Origin of the sequence: Streptomyces sp. AM6-12, assembly GCF_044327085.1 — a bacterium.
In the GTDB taxonomy this organism is placed as follows: domain Bacteria; phylum Actinomycetota; class Actinomycetes; order Streptomycetales; family Streptomycetaceae; genus Streptomyces.
In genome coordinates this window covers 714080-738847 of the sequence record NZ_JBIQWN010000002.1, presented here as the reverse complement: position 1 = coordinate 738847, position 24768 = coordinate 714080, and the positions used below count along the sequence as shown (strand labels likewise).

The following is a 24768-nucleotide window of genomic DNA, read 5'->3' as shown; positions in this document are numbered from 1 at the left end:
TTGGCAGCGGCGGGCGTGCCGTCAGGCGTTGACCGGTGCGGCCTCGCGGCCCGGTTGCCCGGCGTGGGCCGGCCCCGGATCGCGGACCGGTTCGGCCGCCTCCAGTGCTCCGGCGAGGCTCAGCCGGGCGCGGGCGACCCTGGAGCGGACTGTGCCGACCGGGCATCTGCTGGCGGCGGCGGCCTCGGCGTACGGCAGCCCGAGCAGCTGGGTGAGGACGAACGCCTCCCGCCGGTCGTCCGGCAGGGAGTCGACGAGGTCCATGAGGGCGACGCCCTCCTCGAAACCGGGCAGGCCCAGCGGCTGACTGTGCTCGGCGGCGGTCTGCCAGTCGCCGGTGTCCGTCAGCCGGGGCCGGGCGGACGCGTGCCGCAGGCTGTCCACCACCGCCCGGCGGGCGATGGTCAGCAGCCACGTCCGGGCCGAGGAGCGTCCCTCGAACCGGTGCAGGCTGCCCAGGGCGCGCAGGAACGTGTCCTGGGTGAGGTCGTCGGCCTTCTGCGGATCGCCGGCCAGGTGGGCCACGTAACGGCGCACATCACGCTGGAGGGCGCGGACGAACCGGTCGACCGCGTCGCCGTCGCCGCCCGCGGCGGCCAGCGCCCATGCGGTGACCGTCTCGTCGGTCACGGTGGGCAGGGCAGGACTCATTGCCCGTGGTCCTTTCGCTGGGCCCGTGCGGCGGAGCCGGCGAAAGGGCATGCCGGTGCCGTCGGGGAGCGGGCACGGCGGAGCCGCCGACCGCGCACGGGTGGGAGAGATCCGCCCGTGCGGACACACGAGCGGGGAGCCCGCCGCGCGTACGTCACGCGGCGGGGAGCCGGCTGTCAGACGACAGCGATCTCTCCGGGCGGGCCTCGGGTGGTGAGGGTGTGGGCGAGCAGCAGGCGCCGCGGGCATCGCGTGCGGCGCCGCCGGGGCCGTGGGCGGGGCGGGCGCGGGGACGGCAGCAGGACGCCCAGGACGAGCCGCAGCGGCACGAAGGCCCGGTCCGCCACCGCCCGCAGCAGACGGAACGCCGCCCGCTCGCCCTGGGCGAGCCACAGACCGCAGAGCAGGGCGGCCATCAGGTGGGCGGTCAGCATGCCCCAGGAAGCCGTTCCGGTCATGCCACCCATGCCGGTCATGTGGTGCATACCGGCCATACCGCCCATGCCTGTCATGCCCGCCATGTCGCCCATGCCGGCCATGGAGTGACCGGAGTGACTCATGGCGGCCATGCCGGGTGCCGACGGCGGGGCCGTCACGCGCGCCAGTCCCGAGCGCACCGCCAGGTGGTAGGCGTGCGCGGCGGAACCGGTGTCCGGATCGGCCCCGCACAGCAGGAAGCGCGCCCACCACCTGGCGGTGGCGGCGTCATCGGGTACGGCCGCGCCCGGCTGGCCGGCGGCCTGAGCGAGCGTGAAGCACAGGTGCAGGCAGGCCTGCACGCCGACCGTCAGCGCGACCACGCCGGTCCGGCCGCGCTCGGCGCCACCGAGCGTCCAGCCGAGGGTCCCCACCGCCGTCGCCGAGGCGAGCAGCGCCCACCACGGCACCGGGGAGCCCGACATCAGCACGTGGCCGATGGCTGCGAGCACCACGCAGACGGCCGCGAACATCGCGGCCCGTACGACGCGGAACAGCCCACAGACAGACATGACGCCCCATCTTGGCATCCGGTGACCGGACCTCGACGAGCGGGATACGCACCACGCAGCATCCGTGCCCGGCCCCGCTCGCGCAAGGCAACCCGCCGACATCGGGGCCTCGGCGGGGCGCTCAGGCGGGGCATCTCCACGGTGCCGGGTCCGGCGGCGCGGGCGTGCCGGCCCCGGCCATTCCGGGTCGCGTGCCGACGGCGCGGGGCTGCCGGCCCTTGCCGTTCCGGGCTGCGTACCGGCGGTATCAGCGGTGCCGCCCAGCCGCCCGGTGCCGCTCGTGCCGCCGGGGCCGCCGGCGCCGGCGAGCTCACGGCTTCCGGAATCCGCCCGTCCCGCGCAGCGTCCGGGCGTGGTTCAGGACGGCGCTCAGGCCCACCTCGAAGGCGCGGTCGGCGCGGTGGTCGCCCGCGGCGGCGAGGGCCGCGGCGAGATGGGGCGTCGCGGCGCGGTCCGGGAGTTCCCACATCGTCTCGGGCGCGGCGAGGTCGAGGGCGGAGCCCAGCACCAGGTTTTCCAGCGCGGTGATCAGCGCCATGATCCCGGCGGACTCGAACCCGGCGTCCAGCAGCCGGGTGACCGCCCGTTCGTACTGGTCCAGGACGCGGGGCGCGCGCACCGGCGAGGTCATCAGGAGCGGGATGGCACGGGGGTGCGCGGCGAAGGCGGCGCGGTAGGAGCGGGCCCAGGCCTCGACGGCCGCGTCCCAGGGTTCGAGGTCGAGGGTGGCCGTCACGATCGCGGAGGCGACGCGTTCGCGCAGCAGTTCCACGATGCCGTCCCGGCCGTCCACGTGGTGGTAGACCGACCCGGTCTGCACGCCGAGCCGCCTGGCTATCTGCGGGACGCTGAAGTCGCCGCTCTCGTCGATGAGCTGGAGCGCGGTGCTGGTGATGCGCTCGCGGTCGAGGAGCGGGGTGCGCGGCCGTCCCATGATCGGTGTTCTCCCTGAGGTCTTCCCGGATGCCCAACGGCAGGTTACTTGCGGAAACCGAAAGCCTTTAGGTTTACGGCTCCGGGCGCCCGCCATCCCTTCCGCGCGCCCGCATGGCCGTACGACCGACAGCGCCGCGCGGGCCCGTCCCCCTGGGCCGCCGCGGACGCGCCCGCCCGTCTCCGGGACTCCCTCCCCTCCGCCGCCAGAAGGGCCTCCCGTATGCCCGTCAGCACCTCCGAACTGCCCGAGGAGAAGGCGCCGTCCGCCGCGGCCGCCCTCCGCACCGGTCCCTCGGCACGGCCGACATCGCCTTCTTCGTCGTCTCCGCCGCCGCGCCCCTGACCGTCATGGCCGGGGTGGCGCCGCTCGCGATCCTGCTGGGCGGCATCGGCGCCCCGGTCGGCTATCTCCTCGCCGGGCTGACCCTCGCCGTCTTCGCCGTCGGCTTCACCACCATGAGCCGCCATGTCACGGGCGGCGGCGCCTTCTACGCCTTCATCGCCCGCGGTCTGGGCCGCCCGGCCGGGATCGGCGCCGCCCTGCTCGCGCTGCTCGGCTACAACGGCATGGAGATCGGCGTCTACGGCCTGCTCGCCTCCGCCTCCCGTGACACCCTGCAGGCCCTGTCCGGCGCCGACGTCCCCTGGCTGCCCGTCTCGCTGGCCGGGCTGCTGCTCATCGGCTACGGCGGTTTCCGCTCGATCGACTTCGGCGCCAAGCTGCTCGGCGTCCTGCTGGTCGCCGAGACGGGGATACTCGTCCTGCTGGCCGGCGGGGTGCTGCTGAAGGGCGGCGCACACGGGCTGTCCCTGGCCTCCCTCGCCCCCTCCCATGTCCTCGTGCCCGGCACGGCCGCCGTACTCGCCTTCGCGTTCGCCGCGTTCACCGGTTTCGAGTCGACCGTCATCTACCGCCGCGAGGCCCGCGACCCGGCGCGCACCGTGCCCCGCGCCACCTATCTGGCCGTCGGATTCCTCGGCCTGTTCTACGCGTTCGTGGTGTGGATCGCCGTCCAGGCGTTCGGCGACGACCAGGTGGTGCGCGCGGCCGGGAAGGATCCCGCCGGTCTCTTCTTCACCGCGATCACCACGTATGTGGGCGGCTGGGCGGCGGATCTGATGCACGTCTTCATCGTCACCAGCGTCATCGCCTCCCTCCTCGCCTTCCACAACGCCATCAACCGCTACGCGCTCGCGCTGGCCGAGGAGGGCGTGCTGCCCCGCCGGCTCGGCCGCATCCACCCGCGCCACCGCTCCCCGTACGCCGCCGGGATCGCCCAGACCGTGCTCGGCGCGGTCGTCGTCCTCGCCTTCTGGGCCGCGCACGCCGACCCCTACCAGCAGTTGCTGCTGTGGGTGAACACCCCCGGAATGATCGGCCTGATGCTGCTCCAGCTGCTCGCCGCGATCGCCGTGCCCTGCTACTTCCGGCGGGTGCGGCACAGCGAGGGCAGCCTGCGGACGGTGGTGGCACCGGTCCTCGCCACGGTGCTGCTCGCGACCGCGACCGTCCTGGTGGTGGGGCACATCGGCCTGTTCACCGGCGCCTCCCCGGCCGTGAACACCCTGCTGGTGCTCGCGGCACCGGTCGCCTTCCTGCTCGGCCTGCCCTTCGCGTGGTGGCTGCGCCGCAACCGGCCGCAGGTGTACGAGTCCTTCGCCGCGGAGCCCGCAGCGCCCCCCGCGCCCATCACCCTGTCCGCCGAATGACCCCCGATCGCATTGGAGTTCACGACATGCCCGCCGCCGATCTCGTCCTCACCGGCGCCCAGGTGCGCACCCTCGATCCCGGCCGTCCCACCGCCACGGCGGTCGCCGTACGCGAGGGGGTGATCACCGCCGTCGGCGAGGCGGCCGACGTACGGCACTGGCGCGGCCCCGGCACCGAGGTGGTGGAGCTGGGCGGGACCCATCTGGTGCCCGGCCTGGTCGACTCCCACAGCCATCCGGTGTGGGGCCTGGAGATGGCGACCGGCGTGGACCTGTCGGGCGTACACGATCTGGCCGGGCTGCGCGCCGAGTTGGCGCAGGCCGGACGGATCGGGGGCTGGGTGCTCGGGTACGGCCTGGACCACAACGCCTTCGAGGGCCGCCCGATACACCACGACCTGGTGGCCGGCGTCCTCGGTGACGCCCCCGCCTTCCTGCGCCTGTACGACGGTCACTCCGCCCTCGCCAGCGCCGCCGCCCTGGCCGCCGCCGGGGTGTCCGGGCCGCGCTCCTTCGACCAGCGGGCCCAGGTGGTGTGCGACGCCGGGGGCCGGCCCACCGGGCATCTGGTCGAGCATGCCGCGATGGACCTGGTGACGGCCGTCGCACCGCGCCCCTCGGACGCGGAACGCCGGGCCCGGCTCGGTGAGTTGCTGTCCGCGATGGCCGCCACGGGGCTCACCGGCGCCCATGTGATGGACTGCGGGGACCTGGAGCTGGTGGCGGCGATGGCGCGGGAGTCGGTGCTGCCGGTGCGGCTGCGGTTCGCGCCCTGGTGCATGCCGGGCGCGGACGCACAGGCGTTGCGCGAGCTGATCGCGCTCCAGGGGCGGGGCGGGCGGCACTGGGTGGTCGGCGGGGTGAAGTTCTTCATGGACGGCACCGTGGAGGGCGGCACGGCGTGGCTGGAGCATCCCGACTGCCACGGACAGGGCAGGGACGCGTTCTGGCCGGACCCGGACGCCTACGCCGAAGCCGTCCGCACCCTGCACGCGGCCGGGGTGCGCACCGCCACCCACGCCATCGGGGACGCCGCCGTACGCCACGTACTGGACACCGTGGCCGCGCTCGGGCCGGGCGGGCACGGGGCACACCGGATCGAGCACATCGAGACGGCTCCGGACGAACTCCTGCCCCGTTTCGCCGCGTTGGGCGTGGCAGCCTCGATGCAGCCGCCGCACACCGGGTACACGCGGGACGACGGCAGCGACGAGTGGTCCCGCCGCCTGGGCGGTGAACGGGCCGCCCGAGCCTGGCGGTTGCGGGATCTGCGGGAGGCGGGCGCCATCGTGGCGCTCGGCTCGGACTGGCCCATCGCGCACTACGACGCCCGTGCGGTGCTGGCGACCGCCCGCCGTCCCAAGGGCGCCGCCGCGCACCGCGCGGGCCTCTCACCGTTGCAGGCATTGGAGGGCTGCACGAGCCACGCGGCCGCGGCGGCGGGCGAGTCGGGGGTGGCCGGCCGTATCGCACCCGGTTTCCGCGCCGACCTGACCACGCTGGGCGTGGACCCCCTGAGCGCACCCGCCGACGAACTCGCCGACGCACCGGTGGCGTTGACGGTGACGGGCGGACAGGTGGTGCACCGGGCCACCTGCTAGCGGGAGTTCGGGGTCAGCCGGGTGTCAGTCCCCGGTCAGCGTCTCCTGGCACTGTTGTTCCTGTGAGCGGGACGGGAAACCGGAACCGGTCACAGGGAGAGGTGCCCGGAGTGGTTTATCGGGGACCAGCGAGCACGGCTCACGGTCGGGCCCTTCGGGGCCCGCGCAGGTTCGAATCCTGCCCTCTCCGCCTGTCGGTCCGCTCAGTTGTGCGGCACGACCGCGACCGGGCACTCCGCGTGCTGGACGACCGCGTGGGCGACATGCCCGAGGCGTTCGCCGAGCCTGCCGCCGCTGATCCGGCGGCCCACCACGACGAGTCCGGCGCCGTCCGTGGCCCGCACGAGTTCGTCGCCCGCGCGACCCTCGGTGACCGTGGTGGCGACGGGCACGTCCGGGTATTTCTCGTGCCAGGGCCGCAGAAGCGCGATGACGGCGTGCTCGGCGGCGGCCGCACCCTCGGGGCCGGCGCCGCCGTCCGGCTCGTGGACATGGCACACGCGCAGCTCGGTGTGGCGACGCCGGGCGGCCTCGAAGGCGAACCCGACCGGCTCGTCGCAGGGGCTGTCGACGTCCAGGCCGAGCAGGACGGCGCGGTACGGGATGCTCGGGATCTCGTCCGGCGCGAGTCCGGGAGCGGTCGGCAGATGCTCGTCGGCGGCGCTGCGGCCGGCCCGCACCAGGACCACCGGGCAGGGGGCGCGGCCCGCGACACGCAGCGAGACCGAGCCGACGAGGACCCCGGCGGTCCGGCTGAGCCCGAGGGTGCCCACCACCAGCGTGTCCGTCCCGGCGGCCACGGACAGCAGCGCGGGCACCGGCGAGTCGGCGATCAGCCGTCCGGTCACGGCCAGCGTCGGGTGCGCCGCCCGCACGCTGTCGACCGCCTCCCGCAGCACGCGCTCCGCCCAGCCGCGTTCCGTGCTGTCCCGCGTCGCCAGCGGGGCGGGCCGCACGTTCGCGACCCACGCGTGCGCCACGAGCAGCTCGGCGCCCCGGCGCACCGCCTCCTGCGCCGCCCAGTGAGCGGCGGCGACGCTCTGCGGGGACCCGTCGACTCCCGCCGCGATATGACCAGCCATGACGTGTCCCTCCGGATCCGACCCGACGCTTCCCGCCGTCCACCGAGGCTCTCCCGTACGACAAGCGTGCCTCGTCGAGGTGAGTCGCGCCCGTGGGCCGTGCGGGTCGGTGCCTTGCCGGGTGCCCCCTGGAGAAGCGGCCCGGCAGCCGTTCCGGCGGTGCCGGAAGCGGCGCGGGGACAGGACCAAAGGTCCCGTTTCACGGGGGCACCCGGCCCTCGGCCGGAGGCGAAGGAGGCGGCACGCTGGTGGTACCGGCTCGAAACGGACGGCGGGGACGCGCGTGGCCGGGGCGCCGAGCGGGCCCGGTGAAGAGGGAGCCGGCCGGCGAAGGGCCGCCCACCCCGGAAGGAGGAGAGCCGTGCCGCACAGCACGATCGGCGAGGTGATGACCGGCGATGTCGTCACCGCGTCGGCGACGACATCGTCCACGGCCGTGGCCCGCTTGCTGGACCGGTACGGGATCGGCGGGCTGCCGGTGATCGACCACGACGACAAGGTGCTCGGCGTCGTCTCCGCCTCCGACCTGCTGCGTCACCGCGCCGCCCGGCAGCCGCGGGCCCCCGGCGAGCCGGTACGGGAGCCGCCGGCGCGCGAGCTGATGTCGGCGCCCGCCATCACCGTCCATCCCGAGCAGCGGGTCCCGGACGCGGCCCGGCTGATGGAGCGGCGCGGCCTGCGGCGGCTGCCCGTGGTGGACGAGGAGGACCGGCTGATCGGCATCGTCACCCGCCGCGACCTGCTCCGGGTCTTTCTGCGCGCGGACGACGAGATCCGCCGTCAGGTGTCCGAGGAGATCGTGTCGGGCGAGCTGGGCCTGCCGCCGGAAGCCGTCACCGTGTCCGTGCGCGACGGCATCGTCACCCTGGCGGGCGGCGCGGAACTGCGCGCCGCCATCGCCCGCGCCGGCTTCGCCGCCTGGCGGCTGGACGGGGTCGTCGGCGTGGTCAACCTGGTACCGGCCGTGACGCCCGAGGGAAGGGCGCGACCGGGGTGACGGGGGCGCCGCCGGGTCCGGCGACACTCGTGACGCGGTCCGCGGCGGCCCCGGTATCCCGTACGCCGGCACCCCCTACATCCCCGCACCCCCTACGTCCGCGCCCCCGTGCCCCCGTACGGCCAGGGCCCCGTACCCCGGTAGGTCCGTGCCCCCGTGCCTCCGCGCCCCGTAACCTCTGCGCCCCCGCCAGTCTGTTCCCCGTACCTCCGCGCCCTCGCAGGTCCGTCTCGGCGCCGCGCCCCGCCCGCCCTCACCCCGCTTCGATACGACGCCCCGTGTACGCGGCGGACTCGATCCGCACCCACAGATCGCGGTCGCCGCCGGCCCACGGGGTGCTGTAGGCCCGCTCGGTCAGGCGCTCCGCCTCGCCGGGGTCGCTCACGGCGCGGGCGGTCCCCCGCACCAGCACGCTCCATCCCTCGCTCAACGCGTCGTCCACCCGGTCCACCTCGAAGGCCACCTCGCGGTCGAGCCCCCGCGTGATCACCGATTCCGCGCGGGTCCGGAACACGATCGCGCCGTCCACGACGCTGTAGTTCACCGGGAGGACCACGGGCGCGCCCTCAGTGCTGAGGGAGAACCTGCCGACGCCGTGTGTCGACAGCAGTTCCCTGCACTCCTGTTCGTCGAGTTCGCCCAGCCGGGGGTTGCGGGCGGCCTGCCCCAGTCCGGCGGGCAGCCCGGAGTATCCGCCGCCGAGTTCCTGGGGGCTGGTGCGCAGCGCCCCGGCGAGCCGCAGCAGGGTGCCGGAGTCGGGCGCGGCGGTGCTGTGCTGCTCCAGATGGGCGACGTACGCCTCGGCCATGCCGGCGCGTTCGGCCACCTCTTCCCGGCTCAGCCCGAGTTCCGCGCGGCGCCGCTGGAGCCGGTGCCCGAGGTCGCCCCGCGCGGGGCGGTCCTCCGGTTCCGGTGCGCGGTGGCCGGATGGGGGGCGTTCTGCCATGCTCGCTCACTCCTCGCGGGGATCCCGGACCGCCGGTGTGCACGGTGTCCGCCCCTCGGGCAGCGTCCTGGCCCCCAGGTCGGCTTCTCCGCCCGGCGGGCAGCCGGGGGCCCGGGCTCGTACCACGTCTACCACCGCGGCACCCCGGCTACCACTCGGGTGCGCCGGGGCACCCGGGGGAGGTCGCGTCCGGCCTCCCCACTGGAGGCCGGACACGGTGCCGCGCGTTCGGAAACCCTAGGGGCGCCCCGCCCCGCCCGCCTTGGGCCGAACGGCCCTGCCCAGCGGCCCTGCCGGGCGGCGGGCCGCCGGTGGGTCCGGCGGGCGCCGGCTACGGGCGGACGTACGGCCTGGTCATGAGCTCCATGTTGTGGCCGTCCGGGTCGTCGAAGTAGACGCCGCGACCGCCGAACAGGTGGTTGACCCGGCCGGGTTCGGTGTGGGCGGGGTCCGCGTAATAGGTGACGCCGACCGCTTCCAGGCGGGCGAGCATCGACGCGAACTCCTCGTCGGGGACGAGGAACGCGTAGTGCTGCGACTGGATCGGTTCGTCGCACTTCTCGTAGTAGTCGGGAACTCCCGGAGAAGGCGGGGCTCTTGCCCGCCGCGCGCTCACGCCAGGGCAGGAAACCCTGCCCGTGCTTGGCCCTTGGCCGATCCGGCGATCACCTGACCGACCTTACCGGTGATCAGGAGCCTGGGGCAAAGCCGTACGGGTTTCGGGCGGCGCTCAGGTAGCCTCGGGGCCATGCCGAGTCCTGAGTCGGACAGGGCGGGGGCTTTCGGTCACGCCGTCAGCCCCCGAAGCCACTGAGCCCACCCTCGTCGCGCCGCGCCTTCGCGCGCCACGGCCGGGCGGGTGCGCCCCTGGGCGCTGACCGCGGTGACGAGATGACCGTCTCGTGCTTCTCCTCACCCCGGAGTCACTCTCGATGCCTCTCGCGCTGTATCCGCTCGCTCTCGCCGTCTTCGCCATGGGCACCTCAGAGTTCATGCTCGCCGGTCTCGTGCCGGACATCGCCTCGGACCTCGGCGTCACCGTCGGGACGGCGGGCCTGCTCACCTCCGCCTTCGCCCTCGGGATGGTCGTCGGCGCCCCGCTGATGGCGGCCCTCGCCCGCGACCGGTCCGGCCGCGGTGCCCTGCTCGGCTTCGTCCTCCTCTTCGCGATGGCCCACGCGGTGGGCGCCGCCGCCACCGGTTTCCCCCTGCTGTGCGCGACCCGCGTGCTGGCGGCGCTCGCGAACGCGGGGTTCCTCGCCGTGGCGCTGACGACCGCCGCCGCGCTGGTTCCTCCCGACCGCAAGGGCCGCGCGCTCGCGGTGCTACTGTCGGGCACCACGGTGGCCACGATCGTCGGCGTCCCGGCGGGGTCGGTGCTGGGGACGCTGCTCGGCTGGCGGGCCGCGTTCTGGGCCCTCGCCGTCCTGTGCCTGCCCGCGGCCGCCGGCATCCTCCTGGCGATCCCGCGGGGCCGTCCTCAGAAGGGCACGACTCGCCCGCTGCGGGCCGAGCTGATCCAGCTACGGCGGCCGCGGCTGCTGCTGGCGATGCTGCTGGGCGCCCTGGTCAACGCGGCGACCTTCGCGAGCTTCACCTTCCTCGCCCCCGTCGTGACCGGCCCCGCGGGGCTGGGCGAGCTGTGGATCTCCGTCACCCTGGTGCTGTTCGGCGCCGGTTCCCTCGCCGGTGTCGGCATCGCCGGACGACTGTCCGACCGGCGCCCCGGCCTCATCCTCACGCTGGGCGGTCCCTGCTGCTGACCGGCTGGCCCGCCCTGGCCCTGGTGGCCCACCGGCCCGCCGCCCTGCTGACCCTGGTCTTCGTGCAGGGCGCGCTGTCATTCGCGCTGGGCACCACTCTGATCACCCGCGTCCTGTACGAGGCCGCACTCGCCCCCACCATGGCGGGCTCGTACGCGACCGCCGCGCTCAACGTCGGCGCCGCCGCGGGTCCGCTCATCGCCTCGGCGACCCTCACCGGCACGGATTTGGCCCCGCTGTGGGCCAGCGGCGCCCTGGTCGCGCTCGCCCTGCTGATCGCGCTCCCGCTGCGCGCCGTGCCGCACGCCCCCTGACGGGTGTCCGGGGTCAGCCGTACGTCAGTTCCCGGTCAGCGTCTCCTGGCACTGTTGTTCCTGTGAGCGGGACGGGGAACCGGAACCGGTCACAGGGAGAGGTGCCCGGAGTGGTTTATCGGGGACCAGCGAGCACGGCTCACGGTCGGGCCCTTCGGGGCCCGCGCAGGTTCGAATCCTGCCCTCTCCGCCGCGCCGGACGGCTGACTACACTGGGCGGTGGCATCGCGTGCCGGTCACCGTCCGGGTGAGGCATGGAGGTGCCAGGATTTGCCTCTGGAGGCATTCCTTGTCGGTCGAGTTGAACCACACCATCGTCCATGCGCGGGACAACCGGGAATCCGCCCGCTTCTTCACCGAGATCGTGGGCCTGGACATCACCGCGGAGTGGGGCCCGTTCGTGGCCGTCGCCCTGGGCAACGGCGTCACGCTGGACTTCGCCACCATCCCCGAGGACAAGATCACCCCGCAGCACTACGCGTTCCTGGTCTCCGAGAAGGAGTTCGACGCCGCGTACGCCCGCATCACCGAACGCGGTATAGAGCACTACGCCGATCCGCACAAGAAGCACCCCGGCACCATCAACCACAACGATGGCGGCAAGGGCGTGTACTTCATGGATCCGGTCGGGCACGCCATGGAACTGCTCACCGTCCCCTACGGCGGCTGGCCGAGCGCGTAAGCAGCCGGGCCCCCGCGGCCGGCGACGGCCGGTCCGCGGGGATCCCGGGCCGATCGAGTCCCCGCGGGGCCTCCCGGTGAGGTTGGACCCCGTGGTGTGGACGTCTGGGTCGCTGGAACGGGCCGAGACCGGGCCGCAGCCAATCTGGTCAAGACCCGCGAGGAATGCTCGAACGTCCACCACTCCTTGACCAGCCCGCACGTGGCCGAGCCGTCGCGGGTGGCGCGGACGATCCTGTCCGAAGTCCTCGCGGAACAGGCCGGGCTGCTCGCCGGACTCCAGGCCGTACAGGGCGAACCGCCCCCGCGTGCCTGACCCCGGCGGGCCCTCCCCATCCCGGTGGCCCCGGTCCCGGCGGCCCGGCGCGGCCGGGCTCACTCGCCGGGCGCCACCGTCCGTGCCGCGATGCGGGCCGCCTCCGCGATGAGGGCCTCGTCGACCGGGGCGTCCTTGTCGTTCGCGCCCTCCTTGGTCGACAGGACGGCCAGCACCACGGGGGTGCGCCGGGTGGTCCAGGCGACGCCGAGGTCGTTTGCGCTCGCGTAGTCGCCGGTCCCGGTCTTGTCGGCGACGGTCCAGCCCGCGGGCAGCCCGGCGCGGAACCGTGCGGCGCTGGTGGTGTTGCCCTTCAGCCAGCCGACGAACCGCTCGCGGTCGGGCGCGGCCAGGGCATGGCCGAGGGCCAGCCGCTCGATGCCGGCGGCGAGGGCCTCGGGGGTCGAGGTGTCGCGCGGGTCGCCGGGGATCGCCGTGTTCAGTTCGGGCTCCCACCGGTCGAGCCGGCTCACCTCGTCGCCGAGCGAGCGGAAGAACCGGGTGAGGCCGGCCGGCCCGTCCAGTTGCCGCAGCAGCAGATTGCCGGCCGCGTTGTCGCTGTACTGGATCGCCGCCGCGCACACGTCGGCCACGGTCATGCCGGTGGCCTGATGCTCCTGGGTGCGGGGCGAGTTGGGCAGGAGGTCGTGCGGCGGATAGTGGATCACCTTGTCCATCGGCGCGCAGCGCGCCTCGTCGCGCAGCACGGCGGCCGCCGCGAACGCCTTGAACACCGAGCACATCGCGAACCGTTCCCCCGCCCGGTGGGCGAGCACCCGACCGGTGCGCACATTGCGCGCGTACACGCCGAGCCGGGCGCCGTAGCGCCGCTCCAGATCGGCCAGCTCGCCAGGGTCCGGAGCGGCCGGGGCGGCCGCGGCGCGTCCGGTGGACGCCATGGCGGCGGCGGAGGTGAGCGCGATGCCTGCCTTCAGCAGGCCACGACGCGCGAGCGGGCCGGAAGCGGTCATGGTGAAGTCCTCCCAGGTCATGCCCCTCGGGGGCGATCCGTGGGGAACAGCGAAGCACCGGGGACGCGCTCATGTCCAAGAGTGAATTGTGCGGCTCTCATGCCTTATTGATATGACTGCTGGATGGATCTGCTGGCGCATCTGGAGGCGTACGTGGCGACCGCCGACGAGGAGAGCTTCTCCCGTGCGGCCGAAGGGCTGGGGATCGCCCAGCCGTTGCTCAGCCGCCGGATCAAGACGCTGGAGGGCCACTTCGGCGGTCCGCTGTTCGACCGTTCCCGGCGGCAGGTCACCACCACCGACCTGGGCGCACTGCTCCTCCCCTACACCCGCGACGTCCTGGACCGCGCCGAGCGGCTACGACAGGCCGCCCACGCGGCCCGGCAGGCGCGAGTGCGCCCCGTCGGCGTGCCCGCGGACTGCGCCCCGGCCGCCCTGGCCCGTGCGCTGCACGCCGGCACCGAGCACGGGATCACCCTCGGCATGCGTGAACTGCCACCGCTGGAACGGAAGTCGGGCTTGAGCGACGGCTCGCTCGCCTACGCGCTCCTGCGCGTCGCACCGGAACGCGCCGCCCTCCGGGTGCCGTTGGGCCTGGCGTCCGCGCCGGCCGGCAAGGAGGCGCCGCGTGCCCTCCACCTCGAACAGCTGCGTCCACGCCGCCGCCGTACCGGCGGACCGCCCGCTTCTCCGCCGCTCCCGATCCTCGTCCTCGGAGAGGACCAGGTCCCTTGCTTCGAGGGCCGGTTCGCCCGAGCCGTCGCGCGCGCCGGGCTGCCCGAGGGCCTGATCAGGCCGGCCGGGCCGGCGGCCGACGCGCTCACCGAGACCCTGGCCGGGCGCGCCCTGCTGCTGTGCACCGAGTCGTACGCCCGCCGGTACGACGCCCGCTGGGCTCCGCTGGGCGACACGGCTCTGCACCGCGGGTACGACGTGAGCGCGCCACCCGGCCCGCGCGGCACGCCGGACGTACCGGAGTGGCTGACTCGGCTGCTGGCCACGGCGGTCGGGGCGGCACGGCACGGTGACACCGGTGACCTCCGGGCCGCCGGTGACGCCCCCTCCCGGCTGGCGGCCCGCGGATGAGCTGGGCGGAGACCGGCGGCGCCCGGGACCGGCCCGTCTGCGTCGGCGACGACGGTGCCCTGCTGGATGTCGCCGAGGCGGTCGCGGCGGACTGGGCGGCGCTCGGCGTGCGCGGCTCCCTCCTCGCCCTGAACCTGGACACGGGTGCCCGACTCGGCTTCGGCATCGAGGAGCCGGTGCCTCTCGCGTCCGTCGCGAAGGTCCCGCTCGCGCTGGTCGTGCTGGACCGGATCGCGGCGGGAGAGCTGGACGCGGCGCGGCCGGTGACCGTCGACCCGGCCCGCAGCAGCGTCGGTTCCACCGGTCTCGCGGCGTTCCGGCACCCGGCCACCGTGGCCGTCGGCGATCTGCTGCTGATGGCGCTGTCGGTGAGCGACAACGCCGCCGCGGACGCGCTGTTCGACCTGGTGCCGGTGGCGGAGGTGGACGCGCGGCTGCGCGCGTGGGGATGCGACGGCATCCGGATACGGCACCGGATGAACCACATGTACGAGTGCGCGGCCGGTGCCGCCGGCGACGACTTCTCGCTCGCGCTGGAGCTGGCCGTGCGGGACGAGAGGGCGGGCCTGCCGACCCTCGAGACCCTGGACCCGGCGCACGCCAGCACCGGCTCGGCCGCGGCGCTCGTCGGCCTGCTGCGGCGGGTGTGGTGCGACGAGATCGCCGTACCCGAGGCAACGGCCGAGCTACGGCGGCTGATGGGCTTCCAGGTCTTCACCCAGCGGCTGGCGTGCGAGCTGCGCGCGGACACGCTGCGGTGGAGCGGGAAGACGGGCACATTCCTGCATCTGCGGCACGATATCGGAGTGGTGGAGGCGGAGTCGGGCGACCGGGTGGCCATGGCCGCGCTGACCTGCGCGGGACGCCGCGCCGCGCTCGCCGCAGACATCGAACTGGCGATGGGCACGGCGGCCCGCGACGCCTTCGAGGCGCTGCGCCGCTGAGGGCATCATCGTCGCCTTCCGTCGGACCAGGACGGCAGGCGCTGTCCCGGAGCGGCATCTCGGTGACCGCCGAGGGCGCGTCGGTCGCGGGCATCGGTGTCGCGGCCGGCCCCTACGGGGGCTTGGGGAGAAGTCCGCCCGGGCGGGCTCGGCGGCGCTGGACCGCTCCGCTGACGCGCGCCGGGCCGTCGTACCCATTTCTGCGGCCGGGCACGGCTCTACGGCCGGGCACGGCGATGTCCGGGCCGCCCGGTCGGGGGCGGGCCCGGACATCTTGCCGGTGGATCAGGCGATGTCGAACCGGTCCAGGTTCATGACCTTGTCCCACGCGGCGACGAAGTCCCGCACGAACTTCTCCTTCGCGTCGTCGCTGGCGTAGACCTCGGCGAGGGCGCGCAGTTCGGAGTTGGAGCCGAAGACCAGGTCGGCACGGCTGCCGGCCCACTTCAGCTCGCCGGTCGCGGCGTCGCGGCCCTCGAAGGTGGTCTGGTCCTCGGAGGCCGACTTCCAGGTCGTGCCCATGTCGAGCAGGTTGACGAAGAAGTCGTTGGTGAGGACCCCCGGCGTCTCGGTGAGGACGCCGAGCTGCTGGGACTGGGCGTGGTTGGCGCCGAGCACCCGCAGGCCGCCGATGAGGACGGTCATCTCGGGGGCGCTGAGGGTGAGCAGGTTGGCGCGGTCGAGCAGCAGGTACTCGGCCGGCAGCCGGTTGCCCTTGCCGAGGTAGTTGCGGAAGCCGTCCGCGGTCGGCTCCAGCGCCTCGAAGGACTCGGTGTCGGTGTGCTCCTCACCGGCGTCCACCCGGCCCGGCGTGAACGGCACCCGGACCTCGAAGCCGCCTTCCTTGGCCGCCTTCTCGACCGCGGCGACACCACCGAGGACGATCAGGTCGGCCAGCGAGACCTTCTTGGCGCCGGAGGAGGCGTTGAAGTCCCGCTGGATGCCCTCCAGGGTGCGCAGCACCTGGGCCAGCTCGTCGGGCTGGTTGACCTCCCAGCCGCGCTGCGGGGCGAGGCGGATGCGGGCGCCGTTGGCGCCGCCGCGCTTGTCGCTGCCGCGGAAGGTGGACGCGGAGGCCCACGCGGTGGTGACCAGCTGGCCGACGCTGAGCCCGGAGTCCAGCAGCTTGGTCTTGAGGGCCGCGATGTCCGCGTCGTCGATCAGCTCGCCCTCGCGCTCCGGCAGCGGGTCCTGCCAGATCAGGGTCTCCTCGGGGACCTCGGGGCCGAGGTACAGCGACTTCGGGCCCATGTCGCGGTGGGTGAGCTTGTACCAGGCGCGGGCGAAGGCGTCGGCGAACTCCTGCGGGTTCTCGTGGAAGCGGCGGGAGATCGGCTCGTAGATCGGGTCGAAGCGCAGGGAGAGGTCCGTGGTGAGCATCGTGGGCAGACGCTTCTTGGACGGGTCCTGCGGGTCGGGGATCGTGGGCTCGGCGTCCTTGGCGACCCACTGCTTGGCGCCGGCCGGGGACTCGGTCAGCTCCCACTCGTAGCCGAACAGGTTGTCGAAGAAGCCGTTGCTCCAGCGGGTCGGGGTGGAGGTCCAGGTGACCTCCAGACCGGAACCGATGGCGTCCCTGCCCTTGCCGGTGCCGTAGGTGCTCCGCCAGCCCAGGCCCTGCTCCTCCAGACCGGCCGCCTCGGGGTCGAGGCCGACGTGGTCGGCGGGGCCGGCGCCATGGGTCTTGCCGAAGGTGTGGCCGCCGGCGATCAGCGCGACGGTCTCCTCGTCGTTCATCGCCATGCGGCGGAACGTCTCGCGGATGTCGCGGGCCGCCGCCAGCGGGTCCGGGTTGCCGTTGGGGCCCTCGGGGTTGACGTAGATCAGGCCCATCTGGACGGCGCCGAGCGGGCTCTCCAGCTCGCGGTCGCCGCTGTAGCGGCGGTCGTCGAGCCAGGCGGTCTCGGGGCCCCAGTAGACATCCTCCTCCGGCTCCCAGACGTCCGTGCGGCCGCCGCCGAAGCCGAAGGTATCGAAGCCCATGGACTCCAGCGCCACATTGCCGGCGAGGACCATCAGGTCGCCCCAGGAGATCTTCTGGCCGTACTTCTTCTTCACCGGCCACAGCAGGCGGCGCGCCTTGTCCAGGTTGACGTTGTCGGGCCAGCTGTTCAGCGGGGCGAAGCGCTGCTGGCCGTGGCCGGCGCCGCCGCGGCCGTCGCTGATCCGGTAGGTGCCGGCGGAGTGCCAGGCCATGCGGATGATCAGACCGCCGTAGTGGCCGAAGTCGGCGGGCCACCAGTCCTGGGAGGTGTTGAGCACCTCCTCGATGTCCCGCTTCACCGCCGGGAGGTCGAGGCTCTGGAAGGCGGCGGCATAGTCGAATTCCTCGCCCAACGGGTTGGCCGCGGGCGGGTTCTTGGCGAGGATCTTCAGATTGAGCCGCTCCGGCCACCACTGGCGGTTGCCGCCGCCCTGGGTCGGGTGCAGGGCCCGGTCGTGAGCGACGGGGCAGCCGCCGCTCCCCTCCTCCGACTTCGCGTCTGTGACGATCGCGTCGTGGTTGTCAGTCATGGCAATCCTTCCGAACTAAGCGGAACCAGGTGCTCAGGAACTGCGGCCGGTGGAACAGTCGGGGCACACGCCCCAGTAGACGACCTCGGCTTCGTCGATGGCGAAACCGCGGTGGTCGGCGGCGGTCAGGCAGGGCGCTTCGCCGACGGCGCAGTCGACGTCGGCGACGGCCCCGCACGACCGGCACACGAGGTGGTGGTGATTGTCGCCGACGCGCCCCTCGAACCGGGCCGGATGGCCGGCCGGCTCGATGCGGCGTACGAGACCCGCCGCGGTGAGCGCGTGCAGCGCCTCGTAGACGGCTTGCAGGGATATATGGCCTACGCGGTCACGGACCCCGGAGGCGATCGCCTCGACACCGAGGTGGTCGCCGTCCCGGACCGTCTCCAGCAGCGCGACGCGAGCCGCCGTCACGCGCAGGCCGGCACCGCGCAACTCCTCCGCGGTGGTCGGAGTCGGGGAGGCGGTCATGGGGCCGAACCTACTCTCACAAACACGAGGGATTCAAGAAAACGAAGGATGCAATTCTGGTCGTCCGCCGGTGTACGGCGTTCACCTCCGCGTTCACGGCTGTGGGCTTTGCTCAGCGTGCGGGCCGCCCTCGGTCGGCGGCCGCGCGGGGCACGCGCGGATCATGCGCCCCACCCCACTCTCCCCGGACAGGACCAGTCGAACCGTCCACCGATCGGGTGAGAGGGATTCGGCCGAGGGTGGCCGGGTTTCGTGAGGGAGGCCGGCCGACCCGCCCGCCGCTCATCTGAGGACATTGACGGCGCGGGCCACCACGAGCCCGACGGTCACCAGGGACACCATCGACTGGAGCATCATCAGCATCTTGGCCCACCTGGACAGGGGCATCACATCGGTCGGGCTGAAGGCGGTGGCGTTGGTGAAGGAGAGATACAGGTAGTCGAGGAACTCCGGTTCCCAGTCCGGGGGCGCCATGTCGGGGCTCTGCATCTGGACGAAGAGGAAGTCGGCGTACTGCCGCTGCCCGCGCACCCGCGCCATCGGGCCGCCGCGGTCCGACTCCCAGTACCAGAGCGCGAAGACGATGACGTTGGTGAACCAGATGACGCCGCCGGCCCGCAGCAGCGACACCGCGTCCTGACCGCCGACGCCATGCACCAGGTCCCACACCAGCCGGCCCGCCGACCAGCCGTTGGCCAGGCTGATGACGCCGATCAGGAGCAGCCCCAGCCACCGCCACCACGTCGTGCTCGGCTCCACCCGCCGGGGGTTGGCCGCCACGAGGGCGGCGAGCAGGACGAGTTCCAGCACCGGCAGGACCCAGACCGGCCGCAGCAGCACGAGCCGGTGCGGCAGGACGAGTTGCAGGGCTACCGCCGCCAGCATGACGGTGGTCACGGCCCAGCGCGTCTCGCCCCGCGTCGCCCGCCGCCACGCCGGCTGAAGTCCCCGCTCGCCGCTTCGCAGCAGCCGTTCGATCCTGGCCAGTCGGCCCTCGGCGTCGTCGTTGTCCTCGCTCATGCCGGACATTGTCGCGGGCGCGGGGGGGCCGGGTGACGGCCGGGACGGCGCGGCGCGAGCGGGTACGGCGGGTACACCGACGCGCCCGTGGTGGCGGGATACGGCGGTCACGCCGCCCTCGTCAGACGGGTCGCTCGTCCTGCCGCACCCGTTCGCCCGGCGTGGTCCGGCCCGGAACCGAGCCGACCGGGAGCACGCTGCGGCCGTGCCTCTCGTTGATGACGCCGGCCGCCGACGCGTACCAGGCGGCGAGTCCCGTGAGGATGCCGAACCAGCCGCCCACCTCGGTCATGGCGTGTCCGGCGCCGCCCTGGAACGACCCGATGGCCAGGAAAAGGAAGGTCAGGGTCAGCAGCACGAACACCGCGAGCACAGGGAGGCTGACGCGCAGGGCGCCCACGGTCATGTAGGCGGTGAAGATCGCCCATCCGAGCAGGAACAGGCCCAGCGCGTTGTGCGCGTCACCGGCGAGCGCCACACGCGGTGCGATCCACCAGTAGGACAGCCAGAAGGCGGCGAAGGAGACGAACGCCGTCGCACCGAAGGTGTTGCCCCGGCGGAACTCCATGAGGCCCGCGGCGAACTGCGCGAGGCCGCCGTAGAACAGGGCGAGACCCAGGACCGGCAGGATGCCGGCGGTCTCCTTCAGCAGATTGGTGTTGACGATCGACAGCAGCAGAGTCGTCAGGGCGAAGCCGGCCAGGCCCAGGGGGGCGGGGTCGGCCCAGGCCGATGCGCGCGGGGCCGCCTCGGGCGCCGCCGCGCCGGGCGGGACCGCACCGGGCGGCTGCTCCGGGTGCAGGCTCCTCGTGTCCTCGTTCATAACCGGCATCCCTTCGACCAATGGTCAGCAGGGCCGGAGGCCCTTGCTCGCCGAGCCCGCAAACATGCTGGTCAGTGCCCCCGAGGCGGGCTGTGACACTCGCGTGCCACGTAGATACACCTGTACGGAATGTACCCATTTACTCCGCTTCATAGCATGTGCATCTCGTACGGTTTCGCCGCCTACACCTCCTCACTTCGCCGACCGGGGCCTGAGCGAGGGCGGGGCGAGATCGCGGCCGCTCGCCGCGCGGGTCGACCGGCGTCGCGACCTTCCGTGGTGCGTTCTTTCGCCGCACCGCCCTCGGGCCTAGGGTGAACCGTCATGTGCCGCTGCTCCGAAGGAAACTGATGGTGCGTAGGATCGCGGGCTTACGCCACCTCGCCGCCTGCACGGCCGCCCTGCTGCTGGCGGGCGGCCCGGCCGGGGCGGCTTCGGCGGCTTCGGCGGCTTCGGCGGCTTCGGCGGCTTCGGCGGCTTCGGCGGCTTCGGCGGCTTCGGCGGCTTCGGCGGCTTCGGCGGCTTCGGCGGCTTCGGCGGCTTCGGCGAAGGGTACGGCGGCCGACCCGAATCCCGTCGCCGCCCGGCTCGACGCCTACTGGACGGCGGCCCGTATGACGGCCGCTCTGCCCGCCGACACCGCGAGGGGTTCCGGGGCGGGCCCGGCCCTCTCCCCCGCGGTGGACGGACCCCGGCCGGGCGAGTACATTCCGCCCAGCCGGAGCTTCGACGGCATCCCGCAGGCCGGCACCTTCTTCTGGACCGACGCCCAGGGCACCGGCCGTACCTGTAGCGGCTCCGTCGTCCGGGGCCCCGGGCACGACCTGGTCCTCAGCGCGGGCCACTGCTTGAAGGGCTACTCCGGCACCGCCCCGCAGCGCCGCCTGGCCTTCGTCCCCCAATACCACGACGGGATCAAGCCCTACGGGGTCTTCCCGGTCGGGGCGAACGGCGTCTACGTGCCGCAGCAGTACTACGACCTGGGCGAACACGCGGGCGCAGCCTACGACTTCGCCTTCGCGGTGACGGAATCCAACCAGGACGGGACGAGCTTGCAGGACGCGGTCGGCGGGGTACGGCTGCTCACGGGGACGGGGTACCACCACGCGCCGGTACGGATGATCGGATACCCGGCGGGAGCGGAGAAGCCGCTGGAGTGCTGGAGCCGGACCACCAGGTGGGCCAGCGACGATCCGGCCGATCCGGGGACGTTTCCGCGCATCGCCTGCGACGCCTTCGTCGGCGGCACGAGCGGCGGCCCCATGCTCGTGCCGTGGCCCGGCGGGTGGGCGGTCGTCGGTGTGATCGGCGGGTACCACACGGGCGGCAACACCCCGCAGGTCTCGTACAGCGCGTACTTCGGCTCAGCGACCCGCGCGCTGTACGACGCCGCCGTCACCGGGGCCCCGCCTGCGGGACCGGGCGGCGCGCGGGAGTGACGCGCAGGCCGGGAGCCGGCGTCCCCTACGGATACCCCGAGGCCGAAGACCGGGGTTCGTCCCTGATGTGCGGCCGGTGACGTGCCGTCACTCTTGGATCATGACCGATGAACACCCGCGCATCCGCCGCGGGGCCAGGGGGCTGCGGGCGCTCCTCGCCTGCGCGGTCGCCGCACTCTGTACCTTCGCGGCGGCCCTGCCGGCCGGCGCCGCCACGCCCACCGACCCCGCCTCCGACTCCGGCTCCACCGCGCCGCCCACACACCGCCTGACGCTGCCCTTCCCCACGGGACCGCACCCGGTCGGGGAGACGACGCTGCACCTGGTGGACCGCACACGTCCCGATCCCTGGCAATCGGGCGCGATACACCGCGAGTTGATGGTCAGCGTGTTCTACCCGGCAACGCGCACGGCCGACGGGCCGCCGGCCCCGTACATGCTGCCCGCCGCGGCCGCCCACTTCGACCGCGTCACCGCCGACGACTATCTCCAGCTCGGCACCCCGAAGGGCCGGGCCGACTGGGCCGGTGTGGTCACCCACGTGAGGCGCGACGCCCCCGCGGCCACCGGGCGAAGCGGGCCGCTTCCCGTGGTGCTCTACTCCCCCGGCCTCGGCGAACCCCGCACCTGGGACACCACCTTGGCGGCGGACCTGGCGAGCCGTGGCTACGCCGTGGTGACCGTCGACCACACCTATGAGGCACCCGAGGTCCAGTTCCCGGACGGCTCGCTCGCCACGATGCTGCCGCCCGGCGACCCCGACGCCTTCATCCGCAAGGCGCTGGCGGTCCGGGTCGCCGACACCGGTTTCGTCCTGGACCAGCTTCGGCTGCTCGACGGCGGCCACACCCCCGACGCGGACGGGAAGCGCCTGCCGAAGGGTCTGGCCGGCGCGCTGGATCTGTCGAGAGTGGGCATGTTCGGCCACTCGATGGGCGGTACCGCCGCCGCGCTGGCGATGGACGCCGACCACAGGATCACCGCCGGCATCGACATGGACGGCAACCTGACCTACCTGGACGGTTCACTGATGCCGGTGGCCCGGCATGGTCTCGACCGGCCGTTCCTGCTGCTGGGCAAGGACGGCGAGACGGACACCGGACCCGGCTGGCAGGCGTTCCGCGCCCGCACCCCGGGCTGGACGCGTCAACTCACCCTGCGCGGCTCGGAACACGCCTCGTTCACCGACGCGGAGGCGCTTCTGCCCCAGCTGGGCCTGCCGGCGTCCGTCCTGACCGGTGACCTCGGCACGATCGCTCCGGCCACCGCGATCCGCACGACCGAGGCGTATGTGGCGGCGTACTTCGACCACTGGTTGCGCGGCCGTGACGGACGGCTGCTGGAGAGACCGTCACCGATATACCCGGCCATGGAGTTCGTGCGCTGACGGCGCCGACGGGGACGGACGCGGGGAGCCGGTGTCAGCCCTGGCCGCAGGAGGCGGGCGCGTACCGGGCCAGCTGGTCCTTCACCCACGGGTCGTACACGGCCAGCCGGTGCTTCGCCGCGGGCACGAACTGCGCCAGCTGCCCCTCGATCCAGGGGTCGAGCCGGTGGGTGCCACGCTGCGCGGAGCAGACGTGGCCGCCGGTCTGACTCGCAGTCGTGCGGGCGGGGAGGTGTGCGGCGTTCTGCGGAGCCGCCGCCGCGGTCCCGGCAGTGGCGAGTAGAGCCCCGCCGAGCAGGGCCGCCGAGGCGCCGACCGTACCCGCGTGCCGTACCAGCTTGATCATGACGTTCTCCTTCCTGTACGGCCGGCGACGAGCCCTGGGCATCCTGTAGCGGTCTGCCCTGTTTTGCCGCTCGACCGGCCGGTGGGGGCGCCTACCCCACCGGTCACACCTCACTCATCGGAACGTTCCCGCCCATGGCCACGGACCTGAGATCGTCGAGCGATTCCCGCGCCAGCAGAGCCAGCGGACGCGTCTCGTCGGCGGTGATCCAGCGTTCGAAAGCCACCTTGAAGACTGCGACGCCGGTCTCCGCGGTGAGACTGGCGGCCGGTTCCGGGACGCCGCGGCGGCGGAGGGTTCCGGTGAGGGCGGCGGCCAAGGAGGCGAGTTTGATCAGTTCGCGTTCACGCAGTTCCGCGGTCGCCGAGATCACGGCGTGGCGCTTGCGGGCGAAGTCGCGCCGTTCCTCGAACACCGCGCAGACCGCGTCCAGGCCCGCCGCCATCGCGTCGATCGGCGCGGCCGAGGGCGGGGCGTCGGCGACCGCCTGCGTGAACATCTGCTCCAGTTCGACGGCGCCGGAGAACAGGACCTCGCGCTTGTCGGCGTAGTGCCGGAAGAACGTGCGCTCGGTGAGTCCCGCGGTCCTGGCGATCTCCGCCACGGTGGTCTGCTCGTACCCGCGCTCGCCGTACAGGTCCAGCGCCGCCTTCGCAAGGCGCTCGCGCGTGTTCGGCTCCCATCTGCCCATGGCCCGAATCCTACGCGATGACAGCGACTGACATCAGTGCTAGCGTCGATGTCAGTAACTGACATCGACCTGTCTGGGGATCTCTCATGCGCATCTTCGTGACCGGGGCGTCCGGCTGGATCGGCTCGGCCGTCGTACCGGAACTCATCGACGCGGGTCATCAGGTCGTCGGCCTGGCCCGTTCCGACGCCTCCGCCGACGCGCTCACCAAGGCCGGCGCCGAGGTCGTCCGCGGCGCCGTGGACGACCTGGACGTCCTGCGCGCCGCGGCCGCCGACTCGGACGGCGTGATCCACCTCGCGTTCAAGCACGACGTGGCATTCTCCGGCGGCTTCCAGAGCGCGGCGGAGGCCGACCGCAGGGCCGTCGACGTGCTCACCGAGGCGCTCGCCGGCAGCGACCGCCCGTTCGTCCTCGCCTCCGGGCTGGCCGGGCTCAATCCGGGGCGGGTGGCGACGGAGCAGGACATGCCGGTGATCGAGGGCGACTCGCCGGTCCTGATCCGCGCGGTCACCGCGCAGGCCGTGCTCGCGTGTGCGGAACGCGGTGTGCGCTCGTCCGTGGTGCGGCTCTCCCCCACCTGCCATGGCGACGGGGACAACGGTTTCATCGCCGCCCTGGTCGGCATCGCGCGGGACAAGGGCGTCTCCGGCTATCCCGGTGACGGCGCCAACCGGTGGCCGGCCGTGCATCGGCTGGACGCGGCGCGGCTGTTCCGGCTCGCGGTCGAGAAGGCCCCGGCCGGCACCGTGCTGCACGGGGCCGCCGAGGAGGGCGTGCCGCTCCGCGAGATCGCGGAGGTGATCGGCCGTCAGCTGAAGCTGCCGACGGTGTCGGTGGGGGCCGAGGAGCTGGCCGGGCACTTCGGCTGGATGAGCGGCTTCGTCGGCCTCGACGCGCCCGCGTCGAGCACCGCCACCCGCGCCCTGCTCGGCTGGGACCCGACCGGGCCGACCCTCCTCGCCGACCTGGAGGCGGGTTACTACTTCCGGGCCGCCGAGGACGGCACCGTCTGACACCGGGGGCGGCCCCCTGGGCATGTGCACCCACGCGGGCCGCATCTCGCCCCCCTCGACTCGCCTCGCGAATT

General features: G+C 73.6%; 21 protein-coding genes and 5 pseudogenes. 13 read left to right on the top strand and 13 right to left on the bottom strand.

The features are described from left to right. Positions 1-21 precede the first annotated feature (21 nt). The 3 genes from ACE4Q9_RS31735 to ACE4Q9_RS31725 form a co-directional block, all read right to left on the bottom strand. Positions 22-651, bottom strand: a complete 630-nt coding sequence (locus ACE4Q9_RS31735) for a sigma-70 family RNA polymerase sigma factor (protein WP_397987956.1) — start codon at positions 649-651, stop codon at positions 22-24. A 176-nt stretch (positions 652-827) separates the two neighbouring features. Next, positions 828-1640 carry a hypothetical protein gene (locus ACE4Q9_RS31730; protein WP_397987955.1) on the bottom strand — a complete coding sequence of 271 codons (813 nt, stop codon included), beginning with the start codon at positions 1638-1640 and terminating at the stop codon, positions 828-830. A gap of 310 nt (positions 1641-1950) precedes the next feature. Further along, positions 1951-2574, bottom strand: a complete 624-nt coding sequence (locus tag ACE4Q9_RS31725) for a TetR/AcrR family transcriptional regulator (protein WP_397987954.1) — start codon at positions 2572-2574, stop codon at positions 1951-1953. 222 nt (positions 2575-2796) lie between these two features. Between ACE4Q9_RS31725 and ACE4Q9_RS31720 the strand changes: the two are divergent. From ACE4Q9_RS31720 to ACE4Q9_RS31710, 3 genes and pseudogenes are all read left to right on the top strand, one after another. Beyond that, positions 2797-4286: pseudogene (locus tag ACE4Q9_RS31720) on the top strand (APC family permease). 26 nt (positions 4287-4312) lie between these two features. Beyond that, positions 4313-5887, top strand: coding sequence for an amidohydrolase (locus ACE4Q9_RS31715; RefSeq protein ID WP_397987953.1), 1575 nt, complete (start codon positions 4313-4315; stop codon positions 5885-5887). Positions 5888-5982: 95 nt separating this feature from the next. Continuing rightward, positions 5983-6077 (top strand): annotated as a pseudogene (locus tag ACE4Q9_RS31710). A 13-nt stretch (positions 6078-6090) separates the two neighbouring features. Here ACE4Q9_RS31710 and ACE4Q9_RS31705 read toward each other — a convergent pair. Continuing rightward, positions 6091-6969 carry a universal stress protein gene (locus ACE4Q9_RS31705; protein ID WP_397987952.1) on the bottom strand — a complete coding sequence of 293 codons (879 nt, stop codon included), beginning with the start codon at positions 6967-6969 and terminating at the stop codon, positions 6091-6093. A gap of 361 nt (positions 6970-7330) precedes the next feature. Between ACE4Q9_RS31705 and ACE4Q9_RS31700 the strand changes: the two genes are divergently transcribed. After that, positions 7331-7966 carry a CBS domain-containing protein gene (locus tag ACE4Q9_RS31700; RefSeq protein ID WP_397987951.1) on the top strand — a complete coding sequence of 212 codons (636 nt, stop codon included), beginning with the start codon at positions 7331-7333 and terminating at the stop codon, positions 7964-7966. A 253-nt stretch (positions 7967-8219) separates the two neighbouring features. On the opposite strand, the gene ACE4Q9_RS31695 is transcribed toward ACE4Q9_RS31700, so the two are convergent. Together ACE4Q9_RS31695 and ACE4Q9_RS31690 are read right to left on the bottom strand one after the other, a co-directional pair. Then, positions 8220-8912, bottom strand: a complete 693-nt coding sequence (locus tag ACE4Q9_RS31695; RefSeq protein WP_397987950.1) for a helix-turn-helix domain-containing protein — start codon at positions 8910-8912, stop codon at positions 8220-8222. Positions 8913-9243: 331 nt separating this feature from the next. Beyond that, positions 9244-9483 (bottom strand): annotated as a pseudogene (locus ACE4Q9_RS31690) (VOC family protein); the annotation flags it as partial. A gap of 361 nt (positions 9484-9844) precedes the next feature. Between ACE4Q9_RS31690 and ACE4Q9_RS31685 the strand changes: the two are divergent. From ACE4Q9_RS31685 to ACE4Q9_RS31670, 4 genes and pseudogenes are all read left to right on the top strand, one after another. Then, positions 9845-10989 (top strand): annotated as a pseudogene (locus tag ACE4Q9_RS31685) (Cmx/CmrA family chloramphenicol efflux MFS transporter). 95 nt (positions 10990-11084) lie between these two features. After that, positions 11085-11179, top strand: a pseudogene (locus tag ACE4Q9_RS31680). 99 nt (positions 11180-11278) lie between these two features. Further along, positions 11279-11671: a VOC family protein gene (locus ACE4Q9_RS31675; RefSeq protein WP_397987949.1), complete on the top strand. Its 393-nt coding sequence runs from the start codon at positions 11279-11281 to the stop codon at positions 11669-11671. 186 nt (positions 11672-11857) lie between these two features. Beyond that, on the top strand, positions 11858-11986 hold the full coding sequence (locus ACE4Q9_RS31670; RefSeq protein ID WP_397987948.1) for a hypothetical protein: 129 nt from the start codon (positions 11858-11860) through the stop codon (positions 11984-11986). 59 nt (positions 11987-12045) lie between these two features. Here the strand turns inward: ACE4Q9_RS31670 and bla are convergent, their stop codons facing one another. Continuing rightward, positions 12046-12957, bottom strand: coding sequence for a class A beta-lactamase (gene bla / locus ACE4Q9_RS31665; protein WP_397987947.1), 912 nt, complete (start codon positions 12955-12957; stop codon positions 12046-12048). 123 nt (positions 12958-13080) lie between these two features. On the opposite strand from bla, the gene ACE4Q9_RS31660 reads away from it, so the two are divergent. Further along, entirely contained in the window at positions 13081-14043 is a 963-nt protein-coding gene (locus ACE4Q9_RS31660) for a LysR family transcriptional regulator (RefSeq protein ID WP_397987946.1), read from the top strand. Then, positions 14040-14987, top strand: coding sequence for a serine hydrolase (locus tag ACE4Q9_RS31655; RefSeq protein ID WP_397987945.1), 948 nt, complete (start codon positions 14040-14042; stop codon positions 14985-14987). Before ACE4Q9_RS31660 ends, ACE4Q9_RS31655 begins: the two co-directional genes overlap by 4 nt. Positions 14988-15272: 285 nt before the next feature. Here ACE4Q9_RS31655 and katG read toward each other — a convergent pair whose 3' ends face one another. The 4 genes from katG to ACE4Q9_RS31635 form a co-directional block, all read right to left on the bottom strand. Next, positions 15273-17501, bottom strand: coding sequence for a catalase/peroxidase HPI (gene katG, locus ACE4Q9_RS31650; protein ID WP_397987944.1), 2229 nt, complete (start codon positions 17499-17501; stop codon positions 15273-15275). A gap of 33 nt (positions 17502-17534) precedes the next feature. Continuing rightward, positions 17535-17972 carry a Fur family transcriptional regulator gene (locus tag ACE4Q9_RS31645; RefSeq protein WP_397987943.1) on the bottom strand — a complete coding sequence of 146 codons (438 nt, stop codon included), beginning with the start codon at positions 17970-17972 and terminating at the stop codon, positions 17535-17537. Between the two features lie 282 nt (positions 17973-18254). Continuing rightward, complete coding sequence (locus ACE4Q9_RS31640; RefSeq protein WP_397987942.1) at positions 18255-18992, bottom strand: hypothetical protein; 738 nt, start codon at positions 18990-18992, stop codon at positions 18255-18257. Between the two features lie 121 nt (positions 18993-19113). Next, on the bottom strand, positions 19114-19815 hold the full coding sequence (locus ACE4Q9_RS31635) for an acetate uptake transporter (protein ID WP_397987941.1): 702 nt from the start codon (positions 19813-19815) through the stop codon (positions 19114-19116). 350 nt (positions 19816-20165) lie between these two features. On the opposite strand from ACE4Q9_RS31635, the gene ACE4Q9_RS31630 reads away from it, so the two are divergent. Both ACE4Q9_RS31630 and ACE4Q9_RS31625 read left to right on the top strand, forming a co-directional pair. After that, positions 20166-21254, top strand: a complete 1089-nt coding sequence (locus ACE4Q9_RS31630; RefSeq protein ID WP_397987940.1) for a trypsin-like serine peptidase — start codon at positions 20166-20168, stop codon at positions 21252-21254. A 100-nt stretch (positions 21255-21354) separates the two neighbouring features. Beyond that, positions 21355-22641 carry an alpha/beta hydrolase family protein gene (locus ACE4Q9_RS31625; RefSeq protein ID WP_397987939.1) on the top strand — a complete coding sequence of 429 codons (1287 nt, stop codon included), beginning with the start codon at positions 21355-21357 and terminating at the stop codon, positions 22639-22641. Positions 22642-22675: 34 nt separating this feature from the next. Here the strand turns inward: ACE4Q9_RS31625 and ACE4Q9_RS31620 are convergent, their stop codons facing one another. Together ACE4Q9_RS31620 and ACE4Q9_RS31615 are read right to left on the bottom strand one after the other, a co-directional pair. After that, a complete protein-coding gene (locus tag ACE4Q9_RS31620) occupies positions 22676-22987 on the bottom strand; it encodes a hypothetical protein (RefSeq protein ID WP_397987938.1) in 312 nt (103 codons plus the stop codon). A 103-nt stretch (positions 22988-23090) separates the two neighbouring features. Continuing rightward, positions 23091-23678 carry a TetR/AcrR family transcriptional regulator gene (locus ACE4Q9_RS31615; RefSeq protein ID WP_397987937.1) on the bottom strand — a complete coding sequence of 196 codons (588 nt, stop codon included), beginning with the start codon at positions 23676-23678 and terminating at the stop codon, positions 23091-23093. A gap of 86 nt (positions 23679-23764) precedes the next feature. Here ACE4Q9_RS31615 and ACE4Q9_RS31610 point away from each other — a divergent pair, with 86 nt between their 5' ends. Continuing rightward, positions 23765-24694: an SDR family oxidoreductase gene (locus ACE4Q9_RS31610; protein ID WP_397987936.1), complete on the top strand. Its 930-nt coding sequence runs from the start codon at positions 23765-23767 to the stop codon at positions 24692-24694. Positions 24695-24768: the final 74 nt, after the last annotated feature.